The following is a 19,630-nucleotide window of genomic DNA, read 5'->3' on the forward strand; positions in this document are numbered from 1 at the left end:
GCTTCACCCGGTATTAACGCAACGGTGCCCAGATCAATTGCTCGTGCAGCGGAGCGCGAGGGAGCGGGCCCATGCTCAAGAACGGCACCTATGCGGCGTGGTTCAGGACGTCGCTCGCAGACGGCACAGGCACCGTGCATGTTGCCGACGGCAGGCTATGGGGCAGCGACGCCATCATGCATTACGACGGCACCGTCGCGTATGATGGCGATCGCTTTTCCGCCGTCGTCATCGCCACGCGGCACACCGAGGGACACGGCACCGTGTTCGGCACCGATGATCTCGTGGTGCGGCTGTCCTGCATCGCGAACGGCGCGATCATCACGGCGACGGGGCGCGCCGATTCGGTGCCCGATCTCGCCTTCGAGGTGACGCTGATTCCGAGCCGGGACGTGCCGGCCGAGCCGGAGCCGCAAGGGCCGGCGCCGAAATTCGACGCGAGCAAGCTGCCGAAGCTGCCGGCCCGTTCCAGCCGCTAAGCGAATCTAGAGATCGCTCGCGCCGGTCATCTCCTCGAACGGCGCACCCGGAATATAGCGCCGGATCGCGCGGATCTCGTAGACCGCCGACGGATTGACGCTGCGCAAATCGCGCGCCGCGGCGATCGCCTCGTCCTCGTTGGCGCAGTCGATCATGTAGAGCCCGAGCAGTTGTTCCTTGGTCTCGGCGAACGGTCCGTCGATCACGGTGCCGCGGCCGGGCCCGCGCAGCGTGCGCGCCTTCTGGGTGTCGCCCAGCCGTGCGGTCGGACCGAGCCGTCCTTTCAGCCGTTCATGGACCCCGAGCAGGCCAGCCATGACGGTGGCGTCTTCCTCCGCGGTCCACGACTTGACGTCGGCTTCGACATGGTAAGCCAGAATGGCGTAAAGCATCGATTGCGCTCCTCGTTCTTGATGCGGCGGCCCGAGGACGTTCTCGCACCCCCCAAGCCGACATTTGGTGTTGCGGCAAATCGGCCGTGGGGCAGGGCGACCGCCGGTCGCAGCCCCGGGCAATGCAAGGTCCCGACAGCAAAAGGCGCGGCGGGATTGCTCCCGCCGCGCCCCGGTTTTGTTGTCTCGCTGGTCCAGGGCTGAGAGCGCCCCGATGCCAGGCTCATGGCAAGCCTAGCGGGCGATCCCAGCGAGGTGACAGCGCTTGAGACAAGACACTGGATCACCTCCTTTCGGTCGTTGATGGGACACATAACATAGGCGCCCGGCCGGACGTTGTTAAGCCCACCCGTCGCCTGGCCGGCAGGGCCGCGCCGAATCGCTTGAAAATCAAGACGGTGACGGCGAATGGAACGCCGCCGGGACAGTTGAGGCGGCCGCCCGGCCGTGTTAGGGGAACGGGCGATGCGGGTGTAGCTCAATGGTAGAGCAGCAGCCTTCCAAGCTGAATACGAGGGTTCGATTCCCTTCACCCGCTCCAGCGCTCCCGGTCATTAGGCCGAACGGCAGATGCCTTTCCTGCCTGCGAATAGGTTGTCTGGGACCGGACCTATGAACCGAAACGCCGCCGATCATTGGGGTGATGCGTCGCTGGTCGCGACGCGACTGGCCGGATCCTGGTCGTTCGACCGCGTCATCGAAGGTCAAGCCACGATGCAGGGACGCGCGACCTTCACGCCGCTGGACGATGCGAGCCTGGCCTATTGCGAGCAGGGCACGCTGAGGCTGCCGAACGGAACCGAGTTGCAAGCACAGCGCGAGTACATCTTCCGGACATGCGCTGGAGGTTTCGACGTCTTCTTCAAGGAGGCGCCGCCGCGGCTGTTCCATCGGATCGCACTGCACGGCGCAGTTGAGCTGACAGGCGACGCCAGCCATCTGTGCAATCTCGACACCTACCGGTCGACCTACAGCTTCCGGCCGGACGGACAATTCACGATCCGCCACGTGGTGTCCGGGCCGCGCAAGGATTACACGATGACGACGGTCTACTCCCGCTCTGGATCGGTCGCATGACGTCACCCCCGATCGAGATCCGGCGCCTGACGCCTGCCGACGCCGCGCTCTACCGCGAGATCCGTCTCGAGGCGCTGCGCACGAGCCCCGAGGCGTTTGCCAGCGCGTTCGAGACCGAGAGCGTCCATCCGGTCGAATGGTTCGCGCAGCGGCTCGAAGGCGGCGTGGTGATCATCGGCGCATTTCGCCAAGGCCAGCTCGTCGGGATCGTCGGATTTGTGCAGGGCCATGGCCCGAAGCAGCAGCACAAGGGCGCGCTGGTCAGCATGTATGTCCGGCCGACGGCGCGGCGCGCCGGCGTCGGCCACCGGCTGGTCGAGGCCGCGCTCGATCTCGCCGCGCAATCGGTCGAGCTGGTTCAGCTCGGCGTGACCGCGGGCAACGAGCCGGCCTATCGGCTGTATATGAGCCTGGGCTTCGTCGAATACGGCGTGGAGCGGCATGCGCTGAAGATCGACGGCCGTTATTTCGACGAGATCCTGATGGCGAAGGATTTACCATGCCCAAGATCGACCTGACAAAAGTGCCGGAGCGCAGGGGTAGCGGCTATCCGGCCGAGTTCGCCGCGCAATGTGCCGAGCGCGTCCGGCAGCGTCTCGGCGACGCCGGCGGACTGGGCGATTTCGGCGTCAATCTGATGCGGCTGCCGCCGGGCAACTGGTCGAGCCAGCGGCACTGGCATTCGCACGAGGACGAGTTCGTCTATGTGCTCGCGGGCGAAGTGGTGCTGGTCGAGGACGGCGGCGAGAGCGTGCTGCGCGCCGGCGACTGCGCGGCGTTTCCGAAAAACTCCGGCAACGGCCATCATCTGATCAACCGCTCGCAGATGACCGCGATCTATCTCGAGGTCGGCTCGCGCTCGCGCGACGACATCATCACCTGCTCCGATATCGACATGATGAGCCCGAGCTCCGACGGCCGCTTCCTGCACAAGGACGGCAGGCCGTACGAATAGAAGCCGGACGCCCCGCGGCTGAATCAGGCGTTGCGGATGGGCCGGCGAAGCACCAGATTTGCCGGATGTGTTGTCGCGGACGCGTCGCATGACCGAGTGGTATTTCGTTTGGATCGATGGCCCGCGCGGGCCCGAGCCGCAGAAGTGGTCGTCGGACGGGCTGTGGGGACAGCTCGGACGGCAGGACGTGATCGTCCGCTTTCCCCTCAACGAGGCCGAAGCCGAGCTGCCGCTCGACCAGTTGGCGCGGCTGCATCCAATTCCGCGCTAAAGCGCGATTTATCGCGCCTTAGCTGATCGTTTGTGCATGATCTCCGCGCAAACGCTTCGCGGTTGTCGCGAGGGAAACCCCTTCGCACTTTTCCGGCTGGTGCTGAACGCTGCATCGATCCGGTACAGACGCGCAGCGGTGGAGCCACCCGCGACCGGCGTAACGGCATGGATTTGTGCAACACCAAGCACGTCGCGGAGCGCGCCGTGCGCAGCTTCGCGCTGCACAAGCGGCAATGTATCGAGATCGCTCATGCACGAAAAGCCAGCATGGCGGTTGCGCGAAGCGAAATTCCGCGTCATTGCAATGAAAACGAAAGTCTGGCCGGGGCTCGCCTGGGTCGTGGTCCGGATCAGAAAATCACAAAGGGAGAAAGCCTGATGTCGTTAAAGCGGGGGTTGCATTGCGTTCTTGCATGCCGAACATGGACCGCGCTGCCATTATTCTGCCTGATCAGCGCGTTCGGAGTGATGCACGGCGCCGCCGCGAACGAGGCTTTGCAGATCACGGACGCGCGCGTGCCGCCGGCCGACAAAGAAGGTGGGGACCTTCCGTTGACGATGACGATCAGGAACGAGGCCGAGAGTGCCGATGCGCTGCTGCGTGTCCGCTGTCCGGTCGCGAACTTCTCCGAGCGTCACATCGTAGATCGCGGCGAAGGCGCACCAGCCATGCGTTCAATTCCGAACATTCCGATTCCCGCCAAGGGTACGTTCACATTGAAGCGCGACGGGTATCACGTCATGCTGCTGCAGATGCGTCAGCCGCTGGCGGCGGGCGAGACGTTCAAATGCGCGATCGTGTTTCAGAAGGCAGGCACAATCGAGACGGAGGTGCAGGTCCAGAAGTGACCATGGAATGCGGCGGATCGCGATCCGCCGGGGATTACAAGGCTCTCAATCGAACGCCCGTATGTGACGGGCAATTCGGCTCAAAGAAGATGCTCGATCCGGAGGAAACAAGACATGCCAAGGTTTCATTGGTCCAAGACCCACATGCTCGCCGCGTTGGTAGCCGCGGCCGGCACCATCGGGGGCTCATTCGCCTTCGCCGAGGACATCAGCCAGGACCGTCTGCTCAATGCAGACAAGGAAGCGGGTAACTGGCTGCACCATCACAAGAACTATTCCGCAACCCGTTTCTCCAGCCTGAAGGACATCAACAAGGACACGGTGAAGAACCTGAAGGTCGCCTGGACCATGCATCTGGGCGGCGTCGAGGGCGGCGGAATCTGGTCGCATGGCGGTCTCGAAGGCACGCCGATCGTCGAGAACGGCTTCATGTACGTCACCGACGGCTGGGGCTCGGTCTACAAGATCGATGCTCACGGCGGGAAGGGCGTGCTGGTCTGGAAGATGGATCCCAAGACCGATCACGACTGGGCCGGCGCGGTCGCCTGCTGCGGCGTCGACAATCGCGGCGTTGCGCTGTGGGGCAACCTGGTGGTCTCGCACACGCTGGATGGCCGCCTGATCGCAACCAACAAGGAGACCGGGCAGGTCGCCTGGCAGCGCCAGGTCGCCGACCCCGATAAGGGCGAGGTGATCACCGGCGCGCCGCTGATCGTCAAGGACATGGCGATCACGGGTGTTGCCGGCGCCGAATACGGCATTCGCGGCTGGATCGCGGCGACCGACCTGAAGAACCAGAAGGAAGTCTGGCGCACCCACACCATCCCGGGCAAGGACGAGCCCGGCCACGAAACCTGGAAGGACGACAAGAACGCCAAGGCCAGCGGCGGCGGCTCGACCTGGGTCACCGGCAGCTACGATCCCGCGACCAACACGATCGTCTGGGGCGTCGGCAATCCCGGTCCGGACTGGGATAATGAATACCGGCCCGGCGACAACCTCTACACTGACTCCTCGCTTGCGCTCGATGCCGACACCGGCAAGATCAAGTGGCACTACCAGCACACGCCGAACGACCCTTATGACTATGACAGCGTGGCGGAGAACGTCCTGGTCGACGTCCCCGGCCCGAACAACACGACGCTGAAGCTCGCGCTCGAGGCCGACCGCAACGGCTTTGCCTATGCGATCGACCGCACCAACGGCAAGTTCATCTGGGGCCTGCCGTTCGTGAAGAAGGTGACCTGGACCAAGGGTCTCGATCCCGAATCCGGCAAGCCGGTGGAGTATGATCCGAAGCAAAGCGTGCAGCGCTACAACGCATCGGTGACGCCGAGCCGCACCAACAAGGTGACGGACATCTGCCCGGGCAACATGGGCGGCAAGAACTGGCCGCCGACCGCGTACAATCCGGACCTCAAGCTCTGGTACATCCCCGTGATCGAGAGCTGCAACCGGATCACGCTCGAGGAATCGGATCCCGCCAAGCTCAAACCGCGTGAGTTCTGGACCGGCGGCGGACCGAGCCAGCCGTTCAAGATCACCGGCAGCGTCACCGCGATCGACGTCACCACCGGCAAGGTGGCGGGCAAGGCCGAGACCGACTTCCCGAACCTCGGCGGCATCCTGGCGACGCCCGATCTGGTGTTCTCCGGACAGCCCTCCGGCGAGGTCATCGCCTATGACGCGAAGTCACTGGCCAAGCTGTGGGAGTTCAACACCGGCGGCGGCGTCAACGCACCGCCGATGACCTTCTCGGTCGACGGCAAGCAGTATGTCGCGATCCTGGTCGGCCTCGGCGGAGCCTGGGACAAGTGGTTCATCGATGCCACGCCCGAGCTGAAGCGGATGCAGCCGGGATCGATGCTCTACGTGTTCGCCCTTTGATGTCGCAAGCGCGGGAGGCTGGCTCGTCCGGCCTCCCGCGTTGGTTTGGCCAAGAGAAACAAGACAAATGAAGCAAAGATGGCTGATTGGCGCGTGGCTCGGCTGCGCGCTGGTGATGGGATTCATGGGCGCCGCGCAGGCGCAGTCCGCGGCGGCGAGCGATCCGACCGATGCCGGCAAGGCAGTGTTCAAGCGCGGCAACTGCGTCGGCTGCCACAAATGGCACGGCAATGGCGGCGGCGGCTACGGCGGCGACGCGCTGTCGCTGCGCAAGACCGAGCTGACGCGCGAGCAGATCATCGAGACCGTGACATGCGGTCGGCCCGGCACCGGCATGCCGTTCTTCGTCCGCGGTTCCTACGACACCACGAAATGCCACGGCATGACCCGGCAGGAGGCCGGCGATCAGATGCCGCCCGAAGCCAACGTGTTCCTGCGGCCGAACGAGATCGAGGCGGTAGCGGATTACGTGCTGGCCCATGTCAAGGGCAAAGGCGAGCCGACCTACGCCGAGTGCACTGCGTTTTTCGGCGACGGCTCGCGGGTCTGCAACATCTACAAGGAGGCCGGTCACGCGGCCGCGCCGTCAGATCCAGCCGACAAGGCCAAACCATGACCCAGCAACGATCAGCAATCCGAGGCTTCGTCTTCGCCGTCTCATTGGTAGCGGCGGTGCCGGCGATGGCGACCGCGGCAGACCTCCGCGACATCAATGTCGGCATGGCGATCACTGACGTTCCCGATGCGGGCTACATCAACCTGACCTGCGCCGGCGACAAGACGCACCGGCTGGCCGAGTGGGCGCAGTGGCCGACCTGTCCGGCCGGGCCGGACAAGCTGACCGGCATCCGCTTCGACTACGATCGCGCGACCGCGCGGGAAGGCACCATGGTGGCGGGCCATCCCGCGGTGTTGACCGTCATGATCGACAAGGATGCCAGGATTGCGGCGCTGACGATCGAGACCGATCCGAAGGCGCGGCTCTATCTGAAGAAGAAAGCCTTCCTGCTCGGCCAGCAGGCCAAGTCGCGCTACGGCGAGGACGGCTGGAACTGTACGCAAGCGCAGCCGAGCGGCGACAAGCAGGAGGTCGGCGGCGTCTTCGTCGACGAGCGCTGCACCAAGACGACCGACGGCCGCGCGATCGAGATCGAGCGGCGCCTCTACCGCGAGCTGAACAAGGACATCAAGGAGTTCACCGACGAGACCCGGATCACGATCCGCCGCGTTGGATCTTAAGCGACGACGGCGTTCGTCCCGCGCGTCGCACGAGACGTAGTGGTACTGCGCAGTATGAGTTTGCTCTGAAATCGGAAGGCGAACTCGGCCTCACCTCGCCCCGCGTGCGGGGAGAGGTCGGAACGCATCGTCAGATGCGTTCCGGGTGAGGGGGAGTCTCCACGGACTCCACTATCGCTGTCGATGCGGAGGCGGCCTCTCACCCCAACCCTCTCCCCGTAAGAACGGGGAGAGGGAGCGCAAGCTAATGCCGCGCCAGAAGAACCACGATGATCAGCGCCAGGATGGCGCACAGCACCTTCCAGAACATCACGGGATCGCGGTCGTGCAGCGATTTGCGCGCGATGACGGCGGGGCCGGCCCAGCTCGCGCCGTTCTCCAGTTCGTGCGCGAACTCGATGGCATCGCCGTAGCGCTGCTCCGGCTCGACGCTGAGCGCCTTGCCGATCACGGCATCGAGCCAGGCCGGCAGGTCCGGCCGGTAGCGCGACAGCGGCGCCGGCTTGCCGAAGCGCGGCCGCGAGAACGGCTCGATCTCGCCGAACGGATAGTTCTTGGTGAACATGCGGTACACGGTGACGCCGAGCGCGAACAGGTCGGAGGCTTCATCGCCGGCCTTGCCGCCGAACAGTTCGGGCGCCATGTAGCTCGCCGTGCCCGGAATATCCTCGGCGGGAAAATCCTCCAGCAGCGGAACGCGCGCGACGCCGAGATCGACGAGCCGCAGGCCGCCGTCCTTGAGCAGGATCACGTTGTCGGGCTTGATGTCGCGATGGATGATGCCGGCGCGGTGCAGCGCCGTCACCGCGCGCACCAGCTTGGTCGCGATCGCGATGCCTTCGCCGAGCGACAGCCGCGGCGCGCGGGTCAGCCGCTGCTCCAGCGTCTCGCCCTCATAGAGCGGCATCGCCGAATAGAGCCTGGTCTGCCGCTCCGCGGGCACCTCGATGATCTCGCCGATCCACAGGCTGCGCACCCGCGCGGCGACCCACGCCTCGCGGACGAAGGCGAGGCGATAGGAGCCTTCGCTGGCGACCCGCGGATGCGGAAACTTCAACACCACCTCGCGGCCGACGCGCTTGTCGACCGCCCTGAACAGGCGGCTGTAGCGTCCGTCGGACAGCACATCGCCGAGGCCGAAATCATCGACTATCTCGCCAGTGTTGGGCAGATCGAGGATCGGCAGCGTCGCGATCGCATGGGTGAGCTCGTCGCGATCCGCCGGCGGCAGGTCGACGACATCGAGCACCAGCGCGGTGCTGTTGTCGTGGCTGCCCGCTGAGAGCGCGGCCTCGACGATGCTGCGCGCGGCATCGTCAGGCGGCGTGCGCTGCTCCAGCAATTGCTTGAGACTATGATCGCCGAGCGTGCCATGAACGCCGTCGCTGCAGATCAGCAGTCGGTCATGCTGCCGCAGCCCGACGCTGGCGTAGTCGAAGCGGGCGAACTCCTCGAAGCCGATCGCGCGATTGAGCAGATGGGCGAGGTCGCCGCGGCCGGCGATGTGGTCCTGCGTCAGCCGTTCCAGCCGTCCGTCACTGAGGCGGTAGGCGCGGGTGTCGCCGATATGGATCACATGGCATTGCCGCCGCGACAGGATGACCGAGGAGAAGGCGCACGCCATGCCGCTGCGCGCGGCGTCGACCCGGCCCTGGCTGTAGATCCAGCCGTTGACGGCCTCGAGCGCCCGCGCGGCGCGGCGGCGGACGCCGAGCGTCTCGGGCAGCGAGTAATAGGCGTCGATGAAGCTGCGGACGGCGACCTCGGCGGCCTCGCGTCCGCCCTTGTGGCCGCCGACGCCGTCGGCAACTGCGGCCACGACGTCGCGATGCACCAGGCCCGGCCGGCCGAGGCAGGCCGCGACATAGTCCTCATTGGCGGCGCGCTTGCCGGTCTCGCTGGCGAAACCGACGCGGACGCCGAGGTCGCGCTGCCAGTCCTTCTGCAAGCTTCGCTGCATGTCGCGTTGCGCACCGTTCGCCACGTCCGGGCCCCGTCATCTCGCAGGGCGCGGGTCCGTTAGACGCGCGCTCCCGACACCGCGCCCCAGGTGGTGCGCCAGCGGATCTTGACCATGGCAAGTCCGATGAAGCCAAGCAACGCCAGCACGCCGAAGAACAGGAAGCCGGCGCCGAAGCCGCCGGTCATGCCCTTGGCGAAGCCCAGCGTCTGGGCGAGGAAGAAGCCGCCGATGCCGCCGGCGCAGCCGACGAGGCCGGTCATCAGCCCGATCTCGTGGCGGAAGCGTAGCGGGATCAGCTGGAACACCGCGCCGTTGCCCATGCCGAGCGCCAGCACGCCGATCGAGAACAAGAGCACCGAGATCCAGGCGATGCGCGGCATCTCGGTCAGCGACCAGCCGGCCGGCGCCGGTGCGGCCGGACCCTCCGGCATGAAGGCGATGACGACATAGGCGGCGACCACGATGCCGAACAGGATCGACAGCGAGCGGATGCCGCCGATGCGGTCGGCGATCAGGCCGCCGACCGGGCGGAAGCCGGAGCCGAACGCGACGATCAGCGCCACCAGGAGACCTGCCGCCACGCCGGAGACGTGGTACTGCACCGTGAAATACAGCGGCAGCGCATTGGCGAGGCCGACGAAGCCGCCGAAGGTGATGAAGTAGAAGAACATGAACCAGCGGCTGTCGGAATCCTTTAGCAACGTGCCATAGGCCTTCAGCGACACCGGCTTGCGCTTTCCCGGCGCGTCCTTGGCCGCGACGATGTAATAGGCAAGCACCATGAGCATCGGGATCAACAAACAGCCGAACACGGCCTGCCAGCCCCAATGCTCGGCGATCGAGGGCGCCAGCAGCGTGTCGAGCACGACGCCCATATTGCCGGCGCCGGCGATCCCCATCACGAGGCCCTGATATTGCGGCGGATACCAGCGGCTCGCCTGCGGCAGCGCCACCGCGAACGAGGCGCCGCCGACGCCGAGCGCTAGCCCGAACAGCTCGATCGAAAGCTTGCTGGGCAGTCCGAAATGCCAGACCGTGGCGGTCGCCGCGATCACGACGAGCTGAGCAATGATGCCGGTGCGCTTGGCGCCGATGATGTCGGCAAGCAGGCCCATCGGCACGCGCAGCAGCGCGCCGGCCAGCACGGGTATCGCGACCAGCGTGAACTTCTCGTTCACGGCGAGATTCATGTCGCGTGCGATGTAGACGATCAGGGGCCCGAGTGCGACCCACGCCATGAAACTGATGTCGAAGTACAGGAACGCGGCGAGCAGGGTCGGCCAGTGACCTGCCTTCTTGAACTCGGCTAGCTTCATCGCGGGCGTCTCGCGTTGATGCGGCGGAGGCAGCCGCACTCACGCGACCGTCTCAGACGCAGATAACAATGTGGGTGAAAGGGGAGTGCACTCGCCGTTGAGACGCACTCGATCAATCCGAGACTTCAGCAATTCCCGTGCCATCGAATCGATCGCGGCGCTTTGCCATGCAGTCGCAAGGCGTTGCCGCCGGATGCTGAACGACATGCGCGGCGCGCGATTGCCGTGGCTGCAGCAAGCTCCGCCGCGCAAACGCGCATGCTGGTGCTTTTTTGAGCGACGCACTTTGCGCGCGCGATGAGGCGTCAACCTTGAACTCACGATTGCCATCCGCGAGCTGATGCTGTGCTGCACAAGAGATCAGCGGCGTGGCTAAAAAATCGGCCAGCCGTTCGCGTGTTTCGCTATCCGACCGGTTCCGGGGCGGTCAGTAACGCATTGGTTTTTCGAGTAAATTTCTTCGTCGTGGTTTGGCATGCGTTTTGAATAACAGGCAGCGGAACATCGACCGTCATTGAGGACGGTCTGCGCCCGCGGCTGGGCTTCCTACAAATCCAACCTTTATCGGTGTCGATCAACGACGCATGCGCGTCGCTGGGCAGCGCCGTCGGAATTGAGAGGCAGACCATGCTCGACAAGGTGATCAAGCAAAAGCTGGTGGTGATCGGCAACGGAATGGCCGGCATCCGCACGGTGGAGGCGCTGCTCGAACGCGCGCCCGATCTCTACGACATCACGGTGTTCGGTTCCGAACCCTACGGCAATTACAACCGCATCCTGCTGTCGCCGGTGCTCGCCGGCGAGAAGACCGTCGACGACATCATGCTCAACACCGTCGAGTGGTACGAGGACAACAACATCACGCTGCGGAAGGGCGAGACGATCACGATGATCGATCGCCGCACCTGCGAGGTGGTGACGGAGGCCGGCGATCGCGTTCCCTACGACCGCCTGCTGATCGCGACCGGCTCCAACCCGATCATGCTGCCGCTGCCGGGCAAGGACTTGCCGGGCGTGATCGGCTTCCGCGACATCCATGATGTCGATCGCATGATCAAGGCCTCGACCGACTATCGCAACGCCGTCGTGATCGGCGGTGGTCTGCTCGGCCTCGAAGCCGCCAACGGCCTGATGAAGCGCGGCATGAACGTCACCGTCGTGCATCTGCTCGACACGCTGATGGAGCGCCAGCTCGATCCGGTGGCCGGCGGCCTCTTGCGCAAGTCGCTGGAAGAGCGCGGCATGGTGTTCAAGATGCCGGCGCAGACCCAGGCGATTCTCGGCGAGGACCGCGTCACCGGCGTCCGCTTCGGCGACGGCACCGAGCTCGCGGCCGATCTCGTCGTAATGGCGGTCGGCATCCGGCCGAATTTCGAGCTCGCCAAGAAGGCGGGACTGCATTGCGAGCGCGGCATCGTCGTCTCGGACACCATGCAGACCTATGATGGCCGCATCTATGCGGTCGGCGAATGCGTGCAGCACCGCCGCCAGGTCTACGGGCTGGTCGCGCCGCTGTTCGAGCAGGCCAAGGTCTGCGCCAACCACCTCGCGATGAAGGGCTTTGCCACCTATGACGGCTCGGTCACCTCGACCAAGCTGAAGGTCACCGGCATCGACCTGTTCTCAGCCGGCGACTTCGCGCCCGGGCCGGACAAGGAGGAGATCGTGCTGCAGGACGCCAATCGCGGCGTCTACAAGCGCATCATCCTGAAGGACAAGAAGATCGTCGGCGCCGTGCTCTACGGCGACACCATCGATGGCCCCTGGTACTTCCAGCATCTGCGCGACGGCACCGACGTGTCGCATATGCGCGAGCGGCTGGTGTTCGGCGCCGCCAATCTCGGCGACGGCGGCGTCAGCGGCCAGAACTCGGTCGCCGCGATGAGCGACGAGACCGAGATCTGCGGCTGCAACGGCGTCTGCAAGGGCGCGATCGTCAAGGCGATCAGCGAGAAGAAGCTGTTCACGCTCGACGACGTCCGCGCCCATACCAAGGCATCGTCGTCCTGCGGCTCCTGCACCGGCCTCGTCGAGCAGGTGCTGGCGTTCACGCTCGGCGGCGATTATTCGGCGGCGCCGAAGGTCAAGCCGCTGTGCAAATGCACCGACCACAGCCACGACGACGTCCGCCGCGTCATCGTCGAACAGCAGCTCAAGACCATTCCGGCCGTCATGCGCTTCATGGAATGGAAGACGTTGAACGGCTGCCATTCCTGCCGCCCGGCGCTGAACTATTACCTGCTCGCGACCTGGCCCGGCGAATATCGCGACGACCAGCAGTCCCGGTTCATCAACGAGCGCGTCCACGCCAACATCCAGAAGGACGGCACCTATTCGGTGGTGCCGCGGATGTGGGGCGGCGTCACCACGCCGCGCGAGCTGCGCGCCATCGCCGACGTCGCCGAGAAGTTCAACATTCCAACCGTGAAGGTCACCGGCGGCCAGCGCGTCGACCTGCTCGGGGTCAAGAAGGAGGATCTGCCGGCGGTGTGGGCCGACCTCAACGACGCCGGCATGGTGTCGGGGCACGCCTATGCCAAGGGCCTGCGCACGGTGAAGACCTGCGTCGGCTCGGAATGGTGCCGCTTCGGCACCCAGGATTCGACCGGCCTCGGCATCAAGCTCGAGAAGTTCATGTGGGGCTCGTGGACGCCGGCCAAGGTCAAGCTCGCGGTGTCGGGCTGTCCGCGCAACTGCGCGGAGGCGACCTGCAAGGACGTCGGTGTGGTCTGCGTCGATTCCGGCTACGAGATCCATTTCGCCGGCGCCGCCGGCCTGCACATCAAGGGCACCGAGTTCCTGACCAAGGTCGAGAGCGAGGACGAGGCGCTCGAGGTGATCGTGGCGCTGACCCAGCTGTACCGCGAGGAGGGCTGGTACCTCGAGCGCATGTACAAATGGTGCGACCGCGTCGGCCTCGAGCAGATCAGGAAGCGCGTCGTCGACGACGTCAAGAACCGCAAGGCGCTGTTCGAGCGCTTCGCCTATTCGCAGCAATTCTCGCAGAGCGATCCGTGGGCCGAACGCGCCAGCCGCGGCGTCGACCGCAACGAATTCGCCCCGCTTGCCGAATTGGAGCTCGCATGACCCAGTGGATCGAAATCGGCGCGCTGGACGAGATTCCGCGGCTCGGCTCGCGCGTGGTGCGCACGCCCGGCGGCAACATCGCGGTGTTCCGCACCGAAAGCGATGAGGTGTTCGCGCTCGACGACCGCTGCCCGCACAAGGGCGGGCCGCTATCGCAGGGCATCGTGCACAACAAGCGCGTGACCTGTCCGCTGCATAATTTCGTCATCGAGCTGGCGAGCGGGCAGGCGGTCGCGCCCGACGAGGGCTGCACGCACACCCATCCGGCCAAGGTCGAGAATGGCACCGTGTGGCTGGCGCTACGGCAGGCCGCGGCAGTGAGCTGAGTGGCGCGCAATGGCGGCGGTCAAGACCACGTGTCCCTATTGCGGCGTCGGCTGTGGCGTGATCGCCAGGAGGGACGCCGCCGGCGCCGTCCGCGTCGAGGGTGACCGGCAGCATCCGGCCAATTTCGGCCGGCTCTGCAGCAAGGGCTCGGCGCTGGCGGAGACGATCGATCTCGACGGGCGGCTGCTCGAACCGGTCGTCGACGGCCGGGCGGCGACGTGGGACGACGCACTCGCCCATGTCGCTGATGGCTTCAGCCGGGTGATCCGTGAGCACGGACCCGACGCGGTGGCGTTCTATGTCTCCGGCCAGTTGCTGACCGAGGACTATTACGTCATCAACAAGCTCGCCAAGGGTTTTGTCGGCACAGCCAATATCGATACCAATTCGCGGCTCTGCATGGCCTCCAGCGTCGCCGGCCACAAGCGCGCCTTCGGCAGCGACACCGTGCCGGGCTGCTATGAGGACCTCGAGCAGGCGGATCTCTTGGTGCTGGTCGGCTCCAACGCCGCCTGGTGCCATCCGATCCTGCACCAGCGCATGCTCGCGGCAAAGGAGAAGAACCCGGCCTGCAAGATCGTGGTGATCGATCCGCGCCGCACGGCGACCTGCGAGGGCGCCGATCTGCATCTGCCGCTGCGCTCCGGCAGCGACGCGGTGCTGTTCAACGGGCTGTTCGCGTTCCTTGCCGGCAGCAACGCGGTCGATCGCAACTTTGTCGGCAATTGCACCACCGGGGTCGTGGAGGCGCTCAAGCAGGTCGCCGGCCAGAGCGTGGCGCAGACCGCGGCGACCTGCGGCGTCAGCGAAGGCGCGGTAGGCCTGTTCTTCGACTGGTTCGCGCGGACCGAGCGCGTCGTCACGCTGTATTCGCAAGGCATCAACCAGTCGAGCAGCGGCGTCGACAAGGTCAACGCGATCATCAATTGCCATCTCCTGACGGGGCGGATCGGGCGTCCCGGCATGGGGCCGTTCTCGCTGACCGGCCAGCCCAATGCGATGGGCGGCCGCGAGGTTGGCGGGCTGGCCAATCAGCTCGCCGCTCATATGGAGCTCGAGAACCCCGCGCATCGCGAATTGGTGCAGCGGTTCTGGCGTGCGCCCGTGATCGCGGAGAAGGGCGGATTGAAGGCGGTCGACATGTTCGACGCCATCGCCGACGGCCGCATTAAGGCGGTCTGGATCATGTCGACCAATCCGGTGGTGAGCCTGCCGGACGCCGACCGGGCCCGTGCCGCGCTCGACAAGTGCGAGCTCGTCGTCGTGTCCGACTGCGTGCGCGACACCGACACCACGCGCCATGCCGACGTGCTGTTGCCGGCGCTGGCGTGGGGCGAGAAGGACGGCACCGTCACCAATTCGGAGCGCCGGATTTCGCGGCAGCGCCGGTTCCTCGACGCGCCGGGCGAAGCGCGCGCCGACTGGCGCATCATCTGCGACGTCGCAAGCCGCATGGGCTATCCGGGTTTCGACTATCGCTCGGTCGCCGAGGTGTTCCGCGAGCACGCCGAGCTGTCGGGCTTCGAGAACAACGGCGCGCGCGATTTCGACATCTCGGGGCTGTCGAGGCTCGACGATGCCGCCTATGAGGCGCTGGCGCCGGTGCAATGGCCGGTGACGTCAGGCGATCCGGCGGGCACGGCGCGGATGTTCGGCAGTCAGAAATTCTTTACGCCCGATCGCAAGGCGCGCTTCATTCCGATCGCACCGCGTGCGCCGCGGAATGCGACCAGCCGCGAGCATCCGCTGGTGCTCAACACCGGCCGTATCCGGGACCAGTGGCACACCATGACGCGGACCGGGAAGACCGGCCGGCTGCTGTCGCATGTGTTCGAGCCCTATGCCGAATTCCATCCCGAGGATGCGCGGCTGGCCGGCTTGCAAAACGACGGACTGGCGCGGCTGACCAGCCCGTGGGGCGAGATGATCGCGCGCGTCGTGGTCTCGTCCGACCAGCGCCGCGGCTGCGTGTTCGTGCCGATGCACTGGAACGAGGAGTTCGCCGGCGAGGGGCGCGTCAACGCGCTGGTCAATCCGGCCACCGACCCGCTGTCGGGCCAGCCGGAGTCGAAGCACACGCCGGTGAAGGCCGATCCCTATGCGCCGAAATGGCACGCCTTCATCCTGAGCCGCAAGCCGATCCGGCGTCCCGACGCCGGCTACTGGGTGCACGGCAAGGCCGGTGACTGCTGGCGGCTGGAGCTTGCGCTCGACGCCCGCCCGGAGAGCTGGCGCGACTGGGCGCGCGCGCAGCTCGGCCTCGAAGCTGTCGAGATCGAGTGGATCGCCTATCGCGATCCCGGCGCGGGCCGCTTCCGTTATGCCGCGGTGCGCGACGGCCGGCTGGTCGGCTGCGTGTTCATCGCGCCCGATCACGCGCTGCCGTCGCGGGCGTGGCTGACCGGGCTGTTCGCGGAACAGCAGCTATCGGCGAATGCGCGGATGTCGCTGCTGGCGGGGCGGCCGTTCGGGGCAGGCGAGGACAGCGGCCCGATCGTCTGTTCCTGCTTCAATGTCGGACGGCACCAGATCACCGCCGAGATCGCCAAGGGCGCGGACAGCGTCGAGGCGATCGGCCGCCGCCTGAAGGCCGGCACCAATTGCGGCGGCTGCCGGCCGGAGCTCAGCAAGCTGGTCGGCGCCCGCGTCCAGCCGCGGCACGCGGTCGCGTCCTAGCGGCCGCCGGCAATTTCGCGCGGCGGCAATCGTCCCAGCTCCGTAAGCCGGTTCCGGCGGATGCACGACCGCGCCGCACATAGGCCGCAGGCGGATGGTGTCATGCCGTCAGTGCAGGGCTCGCGGCACCAAAATGGTGTATCCGCAAGCCGTGCAGCGGGCGGAGACGGTCCCGCGCCGGATAATCATCATATCGGAGGAAGCTTTCATGTCGGCTCTGCCACTCTCGGGCATCAAGATTCTCGACCTGACGCGGGTGCTCGCGGGCCCGCTGTCGGCCCAGATGCTGGGAGATCTCGGCGCCGAGGTGATCAAGATCGAGCGCCCCGGCAGCGGCGACGACGCCCGCGCCTTCGGCCCGCCCTATCTCACCGATCCCGAGGGCAAGGCGAACAACAACAACTCGTTCTATCTCTGCGCCAACCGCAACAAGAAGTCGGTCACCGTCAACATCGCCAAGCCCGAGGGGCAGGCGATCATCCGCGAGTTGGCGAAGACCGCCGACGTGATGATGGAGAACTACAAGGTCGGCGACCTCAAGCGCTACGGCCTCGACTATGAGAGCATCAAGCAGCTCAACCCGGGCATCATCTATTGCTCGGTCACCGGCTTCGGCCAGACCGGCCCCTATGCGCCGCGCGCCGGCTATGACGCGATCCTGCAGGCGATGGGCGGGCTGATGAGCGTCACCGGCCATATCGACGGCGAGCCGGGCGAAGGCCCGATGAAGGTCGGCCCCTCGATCGTCGACTACATGACCGGCATGAACACCTCGATCGGCATCCTCTCAGCGCTCTACCATCGCGATGCCAACAACGGGGAGGGGCAGCACATCGATGTCTGCCTGTTCGACACCGTGATCGCCTCGCTGTCGCATTGGCTGCAGATCTACCTCGTCAACGGCAAGATGCCGCCGCGCCGCGGCACCTGGGGCAATGGCGGCATGCCGGCCGGCGTGTTCCGCTGTACCGACGGCGAATTGATGCTGGTGGTCGGCAATGACGGCCAGTTCCAGCGCACCTGCGCCGTGCTCGGCGAACCCGAGCTCGCCAACGACAAGCGCTTCATCAAGAACAACGACCGCGTCGTGCACGGCAAGGAGATCATGGCGATCTTCGCCGGCCTGTTCCTGAAGCAGCCGGTCGCCTACTGGCTGGAGAAGCTCGAGGAGGCCGGCGTGCCGTCGGGCCCGATCAACAATTTCGAGCAGGTGTTCTCCGATCCGCACGTCCAGTCGCGCGGCATGCGCATCAAGGTCGACCATCCCTTCGAACCCGATTTGTCGCTGATCCGCAACGCGCTGACCTTCTCCGGCACCCCCATCACCGACTACCGCGCCCCGCCGCTGCTCGGCGCCGACACCAAGGACGTGCTGGCGTCGATCGGCTACGACGAGGCGAAGGTCGAGCAGTTGAAGGCCGCAGGGATCGTATAGGCCTCTCGGCACGGCGCCGCGTGCCGCGGCCTTTCCCCGTCATCCTCTGAAGATGACGGTCTGAGAGTGGCGGGCTCCGCGCCGCAACACTTCGGTCTGTATCGAAACATGATTGACGCGATCGCGCTATTCTGGCGCGATCGATCCCTCTGCAAGGTGTCAATCATGAAACGAGAAGTCGTCCGCGTCGAACCGATCTCGACCTGGCTGGAGCGCTGGAAGGCACCGGCGTCGGTCGTCACCTGCGCCGGCAACATGGTGTTCGTGTCAGGCCTGCCGCCGTTCGACCCCTCGACCGGCGAGATTGCCGCCGGTGCGCCGATCGAGCGGCAGAGCGAACTGGTGATGGAGCAACTGAAACTCTGCCTCGCGACCACCGGCGCCTCGCTCGACAACGTGATGAAGTGCAACGTGTTCTGCACTTCGGCAAAACACTTCGCGGCGTTCAACGCGGTCTACGCGCGATACTTCCCGAACGACCCACCGGCGCGCATCTTCGTCTGCATCCCGGAATGGACCGGGCCGTTCGACGTCGAGATCGACTGCATCGCGATGGTGTGAGGGCAGGGTGACTTCGACCGATCGGCTCTGCTTCACCTCGCCCCGCGTGCGGGGGGAGGTCGGATCGCATCGCCAGATGCGATCCGGGTGAGGGGGGTCTCCGCGTACGCATCTGTCGCCGTCTACGAGCAGAGAGCCCCTCACCCCAACCCTCTCCCCGCAAGGCGGGCGAGGGGGCGCAGCACCGTCGGAGCTGCTCTTCGCGCCTGTTTCACAAATCCTGCCGCGTCAGCCGTCCGTGCACCAGCGTCGGCCGCGCGGGCGGCTTGCTGGCTGCCATCTCGCCCATCGTCAGCGCCATCACGGTGACCGTGACGACGCGGTCGATGATCCCTGCGACATCGTCGAGATCGCACTTGCCTTCGGAGAGTCGCAGCAGCCGCTCCTTCTCGCGGATGGTGTGGTGCGCCATCGCCAGCGCAAAGTGCAGGCCCCAATACAGCTCGGTGTCGCTGCGGCCGGGCATCGCGCGGCGCATCGCGGCGGCGAATTTGCGCAGGTGATCGACCTCGCGGTTCTTGATGCGGCGGATCGGCGGCACCGATTCGATCGAGGCGCGGATCATGAAGCGCGCGGCGGTGGAGCCTTCGCGGTCGGGGCCGAGGCAGCCGCGCAGGGTGGGGCCGACGAGGGCGCGCATGATGTCCTCGATCGCGGCGCGGCCGCCGCCGCGCTCCTCCGCCGCCTTCAATTCGTTGAGGCGCTCGCGGTTGGTCTGGATGCTGCGGGTGACGAACAGCTCCGCGATCAGTTCGTCCTTGGAGCCGAAGTGATAGTTCACCGCGGCGAGGTTGACGTTGGCCTCCGCGACGATGTCGCGCAGCGTGACATCGCCGAAGCCGCGGTCGGCATAGAGCCGTTCGGCGGCTGCGAGGATGGCGGATCGGGTCTGATCGCTCGCCATGGCTTCAAACCTCCTGTCATCCGGAGCGATGCGCCGCATCGAACCGGCAATCTCGCGCCGACCTCTGGATTCCGGGTTCGGCGCCGGCGCGTCGCCTCGGAACGATCCGAGGCGAACGGCAGTTGCTTTTCAAACGTATGTATGAAACTATCGTTTGAAGAGCCGGAAATGTCAATCCGCATCGAAGCGGGCGGCATTCTGGCACACCA

18 protein-coding genes and 1 tRNA gene are annotated in these 19,630 nt (G+C 65.9%); 15 read left to right on the forward strand and 4 right to left on the reverse strand.

Annotation, left to right across the window (positions count from 1 at the left end):
- Positions 1 to 71 precede the first annotated feature (71 nt).
- Complete coding sequence (locus J6500_RS16895; RefSeq protein ID WP_225713832.1) at positions 72 to 479, forward strand: hypothetical protein; 408 nt, start codon at positions 72 to 74, stop codon at positions 477 to 479.
- A gap of 6 nt (positions 480 to 485) precedes the next feature.
- On the opposite strand, the gene J6500_RS16900 is transcribed toward J6500_RS16895, so the two are convergent.
- Positions 486 to 872, reverse strand: a complete 387-nt coding sequence (locus J6500_RS16900; protein WP_225713833.1) for a YciI family protein — start codon at positions 870 to 872, stop codon at positions 486 to 488.
- Between the two features lie 467 nt (positions 873 to 1,339).
- Between J6500_RS16900 and J6500_RS16905 the strand changes: the two genes are divergently transcribed.
- The 9 genes from J6500_RS16905 to J6500_RS16945 all read left to right on the forward strand — a co-directional run bounded on the left by J6500_RS16905 (position 1,340) and on the right by J6500_RS16945 (position 7,152).
- A tRNA-Gly gene (locus tag J6500_RS16905) sits at positions 1,340 to 1,413 on the forward strand.
- 71 nt (positions 1,414 to 1,484) lie between these two features.
- A complete protein-coding gene (locus J6500_RS16910; protein ID WP_225713834.1) occupies positions 1,485 to 1,949 on the forward strand; it encodes a DUF6314 family protein in 465 nt (154 codons plus the stop codon).
- Complete coding sequence (locus J6500_RS16915) at positions 1,946 to 2,467, forward strand: GNAT family N-acetyltransferase (protein ID WP_225713835.1); 522 nt, start codon at positions 1,946 to 1,948, stop codon at positions 2,465 to 2,467. Before J6500_RS16910 ends, J6500_RS16915 begins: the two co-directional genes overlap by 4 nt.
- Entirely contained in the window at positions 2,449 to 2,904 is a 456-nt protein-coding gene (locus tag J6500_RS16920) for a cupin domain-containing protein (RefSeq protein WP_225713836.1), read from the forward strand. The genes J6500_RS16915 and J6500_RS16920 overlap by 19 nt, the downstream gene beginning before the upstream one ends.
- 88 nt (positions 2,905 to 2,992) lie before the next feature.
- Positions 2,993 to 3,175, forward strand: coding sequence for a hypothetical protein (locus J6500_RS16925; protein WP_225713837.1), 183 nt, complete (start codon positions 2,993 to 2,995; stop codon positions 3,173 to 3,175).
- 167 nt (positions 3,176 to 3,342) lie between these two features.
- Positions 3,343 to 4,026, forward strand: coding sequence for a copper chaperone PCu(A)C (locus J6500_RS16930; protein WP_225713838.1), 684 nt, complete (start codon positions 3,343 to 3,345; stop codon positions 4,024 to 4,026).
- A 114-nt stretch (positions 4,027 to 4,140) separates the two neighbouring features.
- Positions 4,141 to 5,913 (forward strand): PQQ-dependent dehydrogenase, methanol/ethanol family, encoded by a 1,773-nt coding sequence (locus J6500_RS16935; RefSeq protein WP_376707818.1) that lies wholly within the window; start codon positions 4,141 to 4,143, stop codon positions 5,911 to 5,913.
- Between the two features lie 115 nt (positions 5,914 to 6,028).
- Positions 6,029 to 6,529: a c-type cytochrome gene (locus J6500_RS16940; RefSeq protein ID WP_376707821.1), complete on the forward strand. Its 501-nt coding sequence runs from the start codon at positions 6,029 to 6,031 to the stop codon at positions 6,527 to 6,529.
- A gap of 65 nt (positions 6,530 to 6,594) precedes the next feature.
- Complete coding sequence (locus J6500_RS16945; RefSeq protein WP_225713840.1) at positions 6,595 to 7,152, forward strand: hypothetical protein; 558 nt, start codon at positions 6,595 to 6,597, stop codon at positions 7,150 to 7,152.
- Between the two features lie 244 nt (positions 7,153 to 7,396).
- On the opposite strand, the gene J6500_RS16950 is transcribed toward J6500_RS16945, so the two are convergent.
- Both J6500_RS16950 and J6500_RS16955 read right to left on the reverse strand, forming a co-directional pair.
- A complete protein-coding gene (locus J6500_RS16950; RefSeq protein ID WP_225713841.1) occupies positions 7,397 to 9,112 on the reverse strand; it encodes a bifunctional protein-serine/threonine kinase/phosphatase in 1,716 nt (571 codons plus the stop codon).
- Positions 9,113 to 9,171: 59 nt separating this feature from the next.
- The gene (locus J6500_RS16955) at positions 9,172 to 10,431 is read right to left on the reverse strand and encodes an MFS transporter (RefSeq protein ID WP_225713842.1); all 1,260 of its coding nucleotides are present in this window, start codon (positions 10,429 to 10,431) and stop codon (positions 9,172 to 9,174) included.
- A 627-nt stretch (positions 10,432 to 11,058) separates the two neighbouring features.
- On the opposite strand from J6500_RS16955, the gene nirB reads away from it, so the two are divergent.
- From nirB to J6500_RS16980, 5 genes are all read left to right on the forward strand, one after another.
- Positions 11,059 to 13,518 carry a nitrite reductase large subunit NirB gene (gene nirB, locus J6500_RS16960; RefSeq protein WP_225713843.1) on the forward strand — a complete coding sequence of 820 codons (2,460 nt, stop codon included), beginning with the start codon at positions 11,059 to 11,061 and terminating at the stop codon, positions 13,516 to 13,518.
- Positions 13,515 to 13,844, forward strand: a complete 330-nt coding sequence (gene nirD, locus J6500_RS16965; protein ID WP_225713844.1) for a nitrite reductase small subunit NirD — start codon at positions 13,515 to 13,517, stop codon at positions 13,842 to 13,844. Before nirB ends, nirD begins: the two co-directional genes overlap by 4 nt.
- A 10-nt stretch (positions 13,845 to 13,854) precedes the next feature.
- Positions 13,855 to 16,521 (forward strand): nitrate reductase, encoded by a 2,667-nt coding sequence (locus tag J6500_RS16970; protein WP_225713845.1) that lies wholly within the window; start codon positions 13,855 to 13,857, stop codon positions 16,519 to 16,521.
- A 208-nt stretch (positions 16,522 to 16,729) separates the two neighbouring features.
- Positions 16,730 to 17,956, forward strand: a complete 1,227-nt coding sequence (locus J6500_RS16975) for a CaiB/BaiF CoA transferase family protein (protein WP_225713846.1) — start codon at positions 16,730 to 16,732, stop codon at positions 17,954 to 17,956.
- A 165-nt stretch (positions 17,957 to 18,121) separates the two neighbouring features.
- Positions 18,122 to 18,517: a RidA family protein gene (locus J6500_RS16980; protein WP_225713847.1), complete on the forward strand. Its 396-nt coding sequence runs from the start codon at positions 18,122 to 18,124 to the stop codon at positions 18,515 to 18,517.
- Positions 18,518 to 18,728: 211 nt separating this feature from the next.
- On the opposite strand, the gene J6500_RS16985 is transcribed toward J6500_RS16980, so the two are convergent.
- On the reverse strand, positions 18,729 to 19,421 hold the full coding sequence (locus J6500_RS16985) for a TetR/AcrR family transcriptional regulator (RefSeq protein WP_225713848.1): 693 nt from the start codon (positions 19,419 to 19,421) through the stop codon (positions 18,729 to 18,731).
- Positions 19,422 to 19,630 lie beyond the last annotated feature (209 nt).

Origin of the sequence: Bradyrhizobium semiaridum, from assembly GCF_020329505.1 — a bacterium.
GTDB lineage: Bacteria > Pseudomonadota > Alphaproteobacteria > Rhizobiales > Xanthobacteraceae > Bradyrhizobium > Bradyrhizobium semiaridum.

Bases quoted from the DNA above. Each gene is read 5' to 3' on its own strand.
- J6500_RS16895 (WP_225713832.1), top strand. From the start codon at position 72: ATGCTCAAGAACGGCACCTATGCGGCGTGGTTCAGGACGTCGCTCGCA.
- J6500_RS16900 (WP_225713833.1), bottom strand. From the start codon at position 872: ATGCTTTACGCCATTCTGGCTTACCATGTCGAAGCCGACGTCAAGTCG.
- J6500_RS16910 (WP_225713834.1), top strand. From the start codon at position 1,485: ATGAACCGAAACGCCGCCGATCATTGGGGTGATGCGTCGCTGGTCGCG.
- J6500_RS16915 (WP_225713835.1), top strand. From the start codon at position 1,946: ATGACGTCACCCCCGATCGAGATCCGGCGCCTGACGCCTGCCGACGCC.
- J6500_RS16920 (WP_225713836.1), top strand. From the start codon at position 2,449: ATGCCCAAGATCGACCTGACAAAAGTGCCGGAGCGCAGGGGTAGCGGC.
- J6500_RS16925 (WP_225713837.1), top strand. From the start codon at position 2,993: ATGACCGAGTGGTATTTCGTTTGGATCGATGGCCCGCGCGGGCCCGAG.
- J6500_RS16930 (WP_225713838.1), top strand. From the start codon at position 3,343: ATGGATTTGTGCAACACCAAGCACGTCGCGGAGCGCGCCGTGCGCAGC.
- J6500_RS16935 (WP_376707818.1), top strand. From the start codon at position 4,141: ATGCCAAGGTTTCATTGGTCCAAGACCCACATGCTCGCCGCGTTGGTA.
- J6500_RS16940 (WP_376707821.1), top strand. From the start codon at position 6,029: ATGGGATTCATGGGCGCCGCGCAGGCGCAGTCCGCGGCGGCGAGCGAT.
- J6500_RS16945 (WP_225713840.1), top strand. From the start codon at position 6,595: ATGGCGACCGCGGCAGACCTCCGCGACATCAATGTCGGCATGGCGATC.
- J6500_RS16950 (WP_225713841.1), bottom strand. From the start codon at position 9,112: ATGCAGCGAAGCTTGCAGAAGGACTGGCAGCGCGACCTCGGCGTCCGC.
- J6500_RS16955 (WP_225713842.1), bottom strand. From the start codon at position 10,431: ATGAAGCTAGCCGAGTTCAAGAAGGCAGGTCACTGGCCGACCCTGCTC.
- nirB (WP_225713843.1), top strand. From the start codon at position 11,059: ATGCTCGACAAGGTGATCAAGCAAAAGCTGGTGGTGATCGGCAACGGA.
- nirD (WP_225713844.1), top strand. From the start codon at position 13,515: ATGACCCAGTGGATCGAAATCGGCGCGCTGGACGAGATTCCGCGGCTC.
- J6500_RS16970 (WP_225713845.1), top strand. From the start codon at position 13,855: ATGGCGGCGGTCAAGACCACGTGTCCCTATTGCGGCGTCGGCTGTGGC.
- J6500_RS16975 (WP_225713846.1), top strand. From the start codon at position 16,730: ATGTCGGCTCTGCCACTCTCGGGCATCAAGATTCTCGACCTGACGCGG.
- J6500_RS16980 (WP_225713847.1), top strand. From the start codon at position 18,122: ATGAAACGAGAAGTCGTCCGCGTCGAACCGATCTCGACCTGGCTGGAG.
- J6500_RS16985 (WP_225713848.1), bottom strand. From the start codon at position 19,421: ATGGCGAGCGATCAGACCCGATCCGCCATCCTCGCAGCCGCCGAACGG.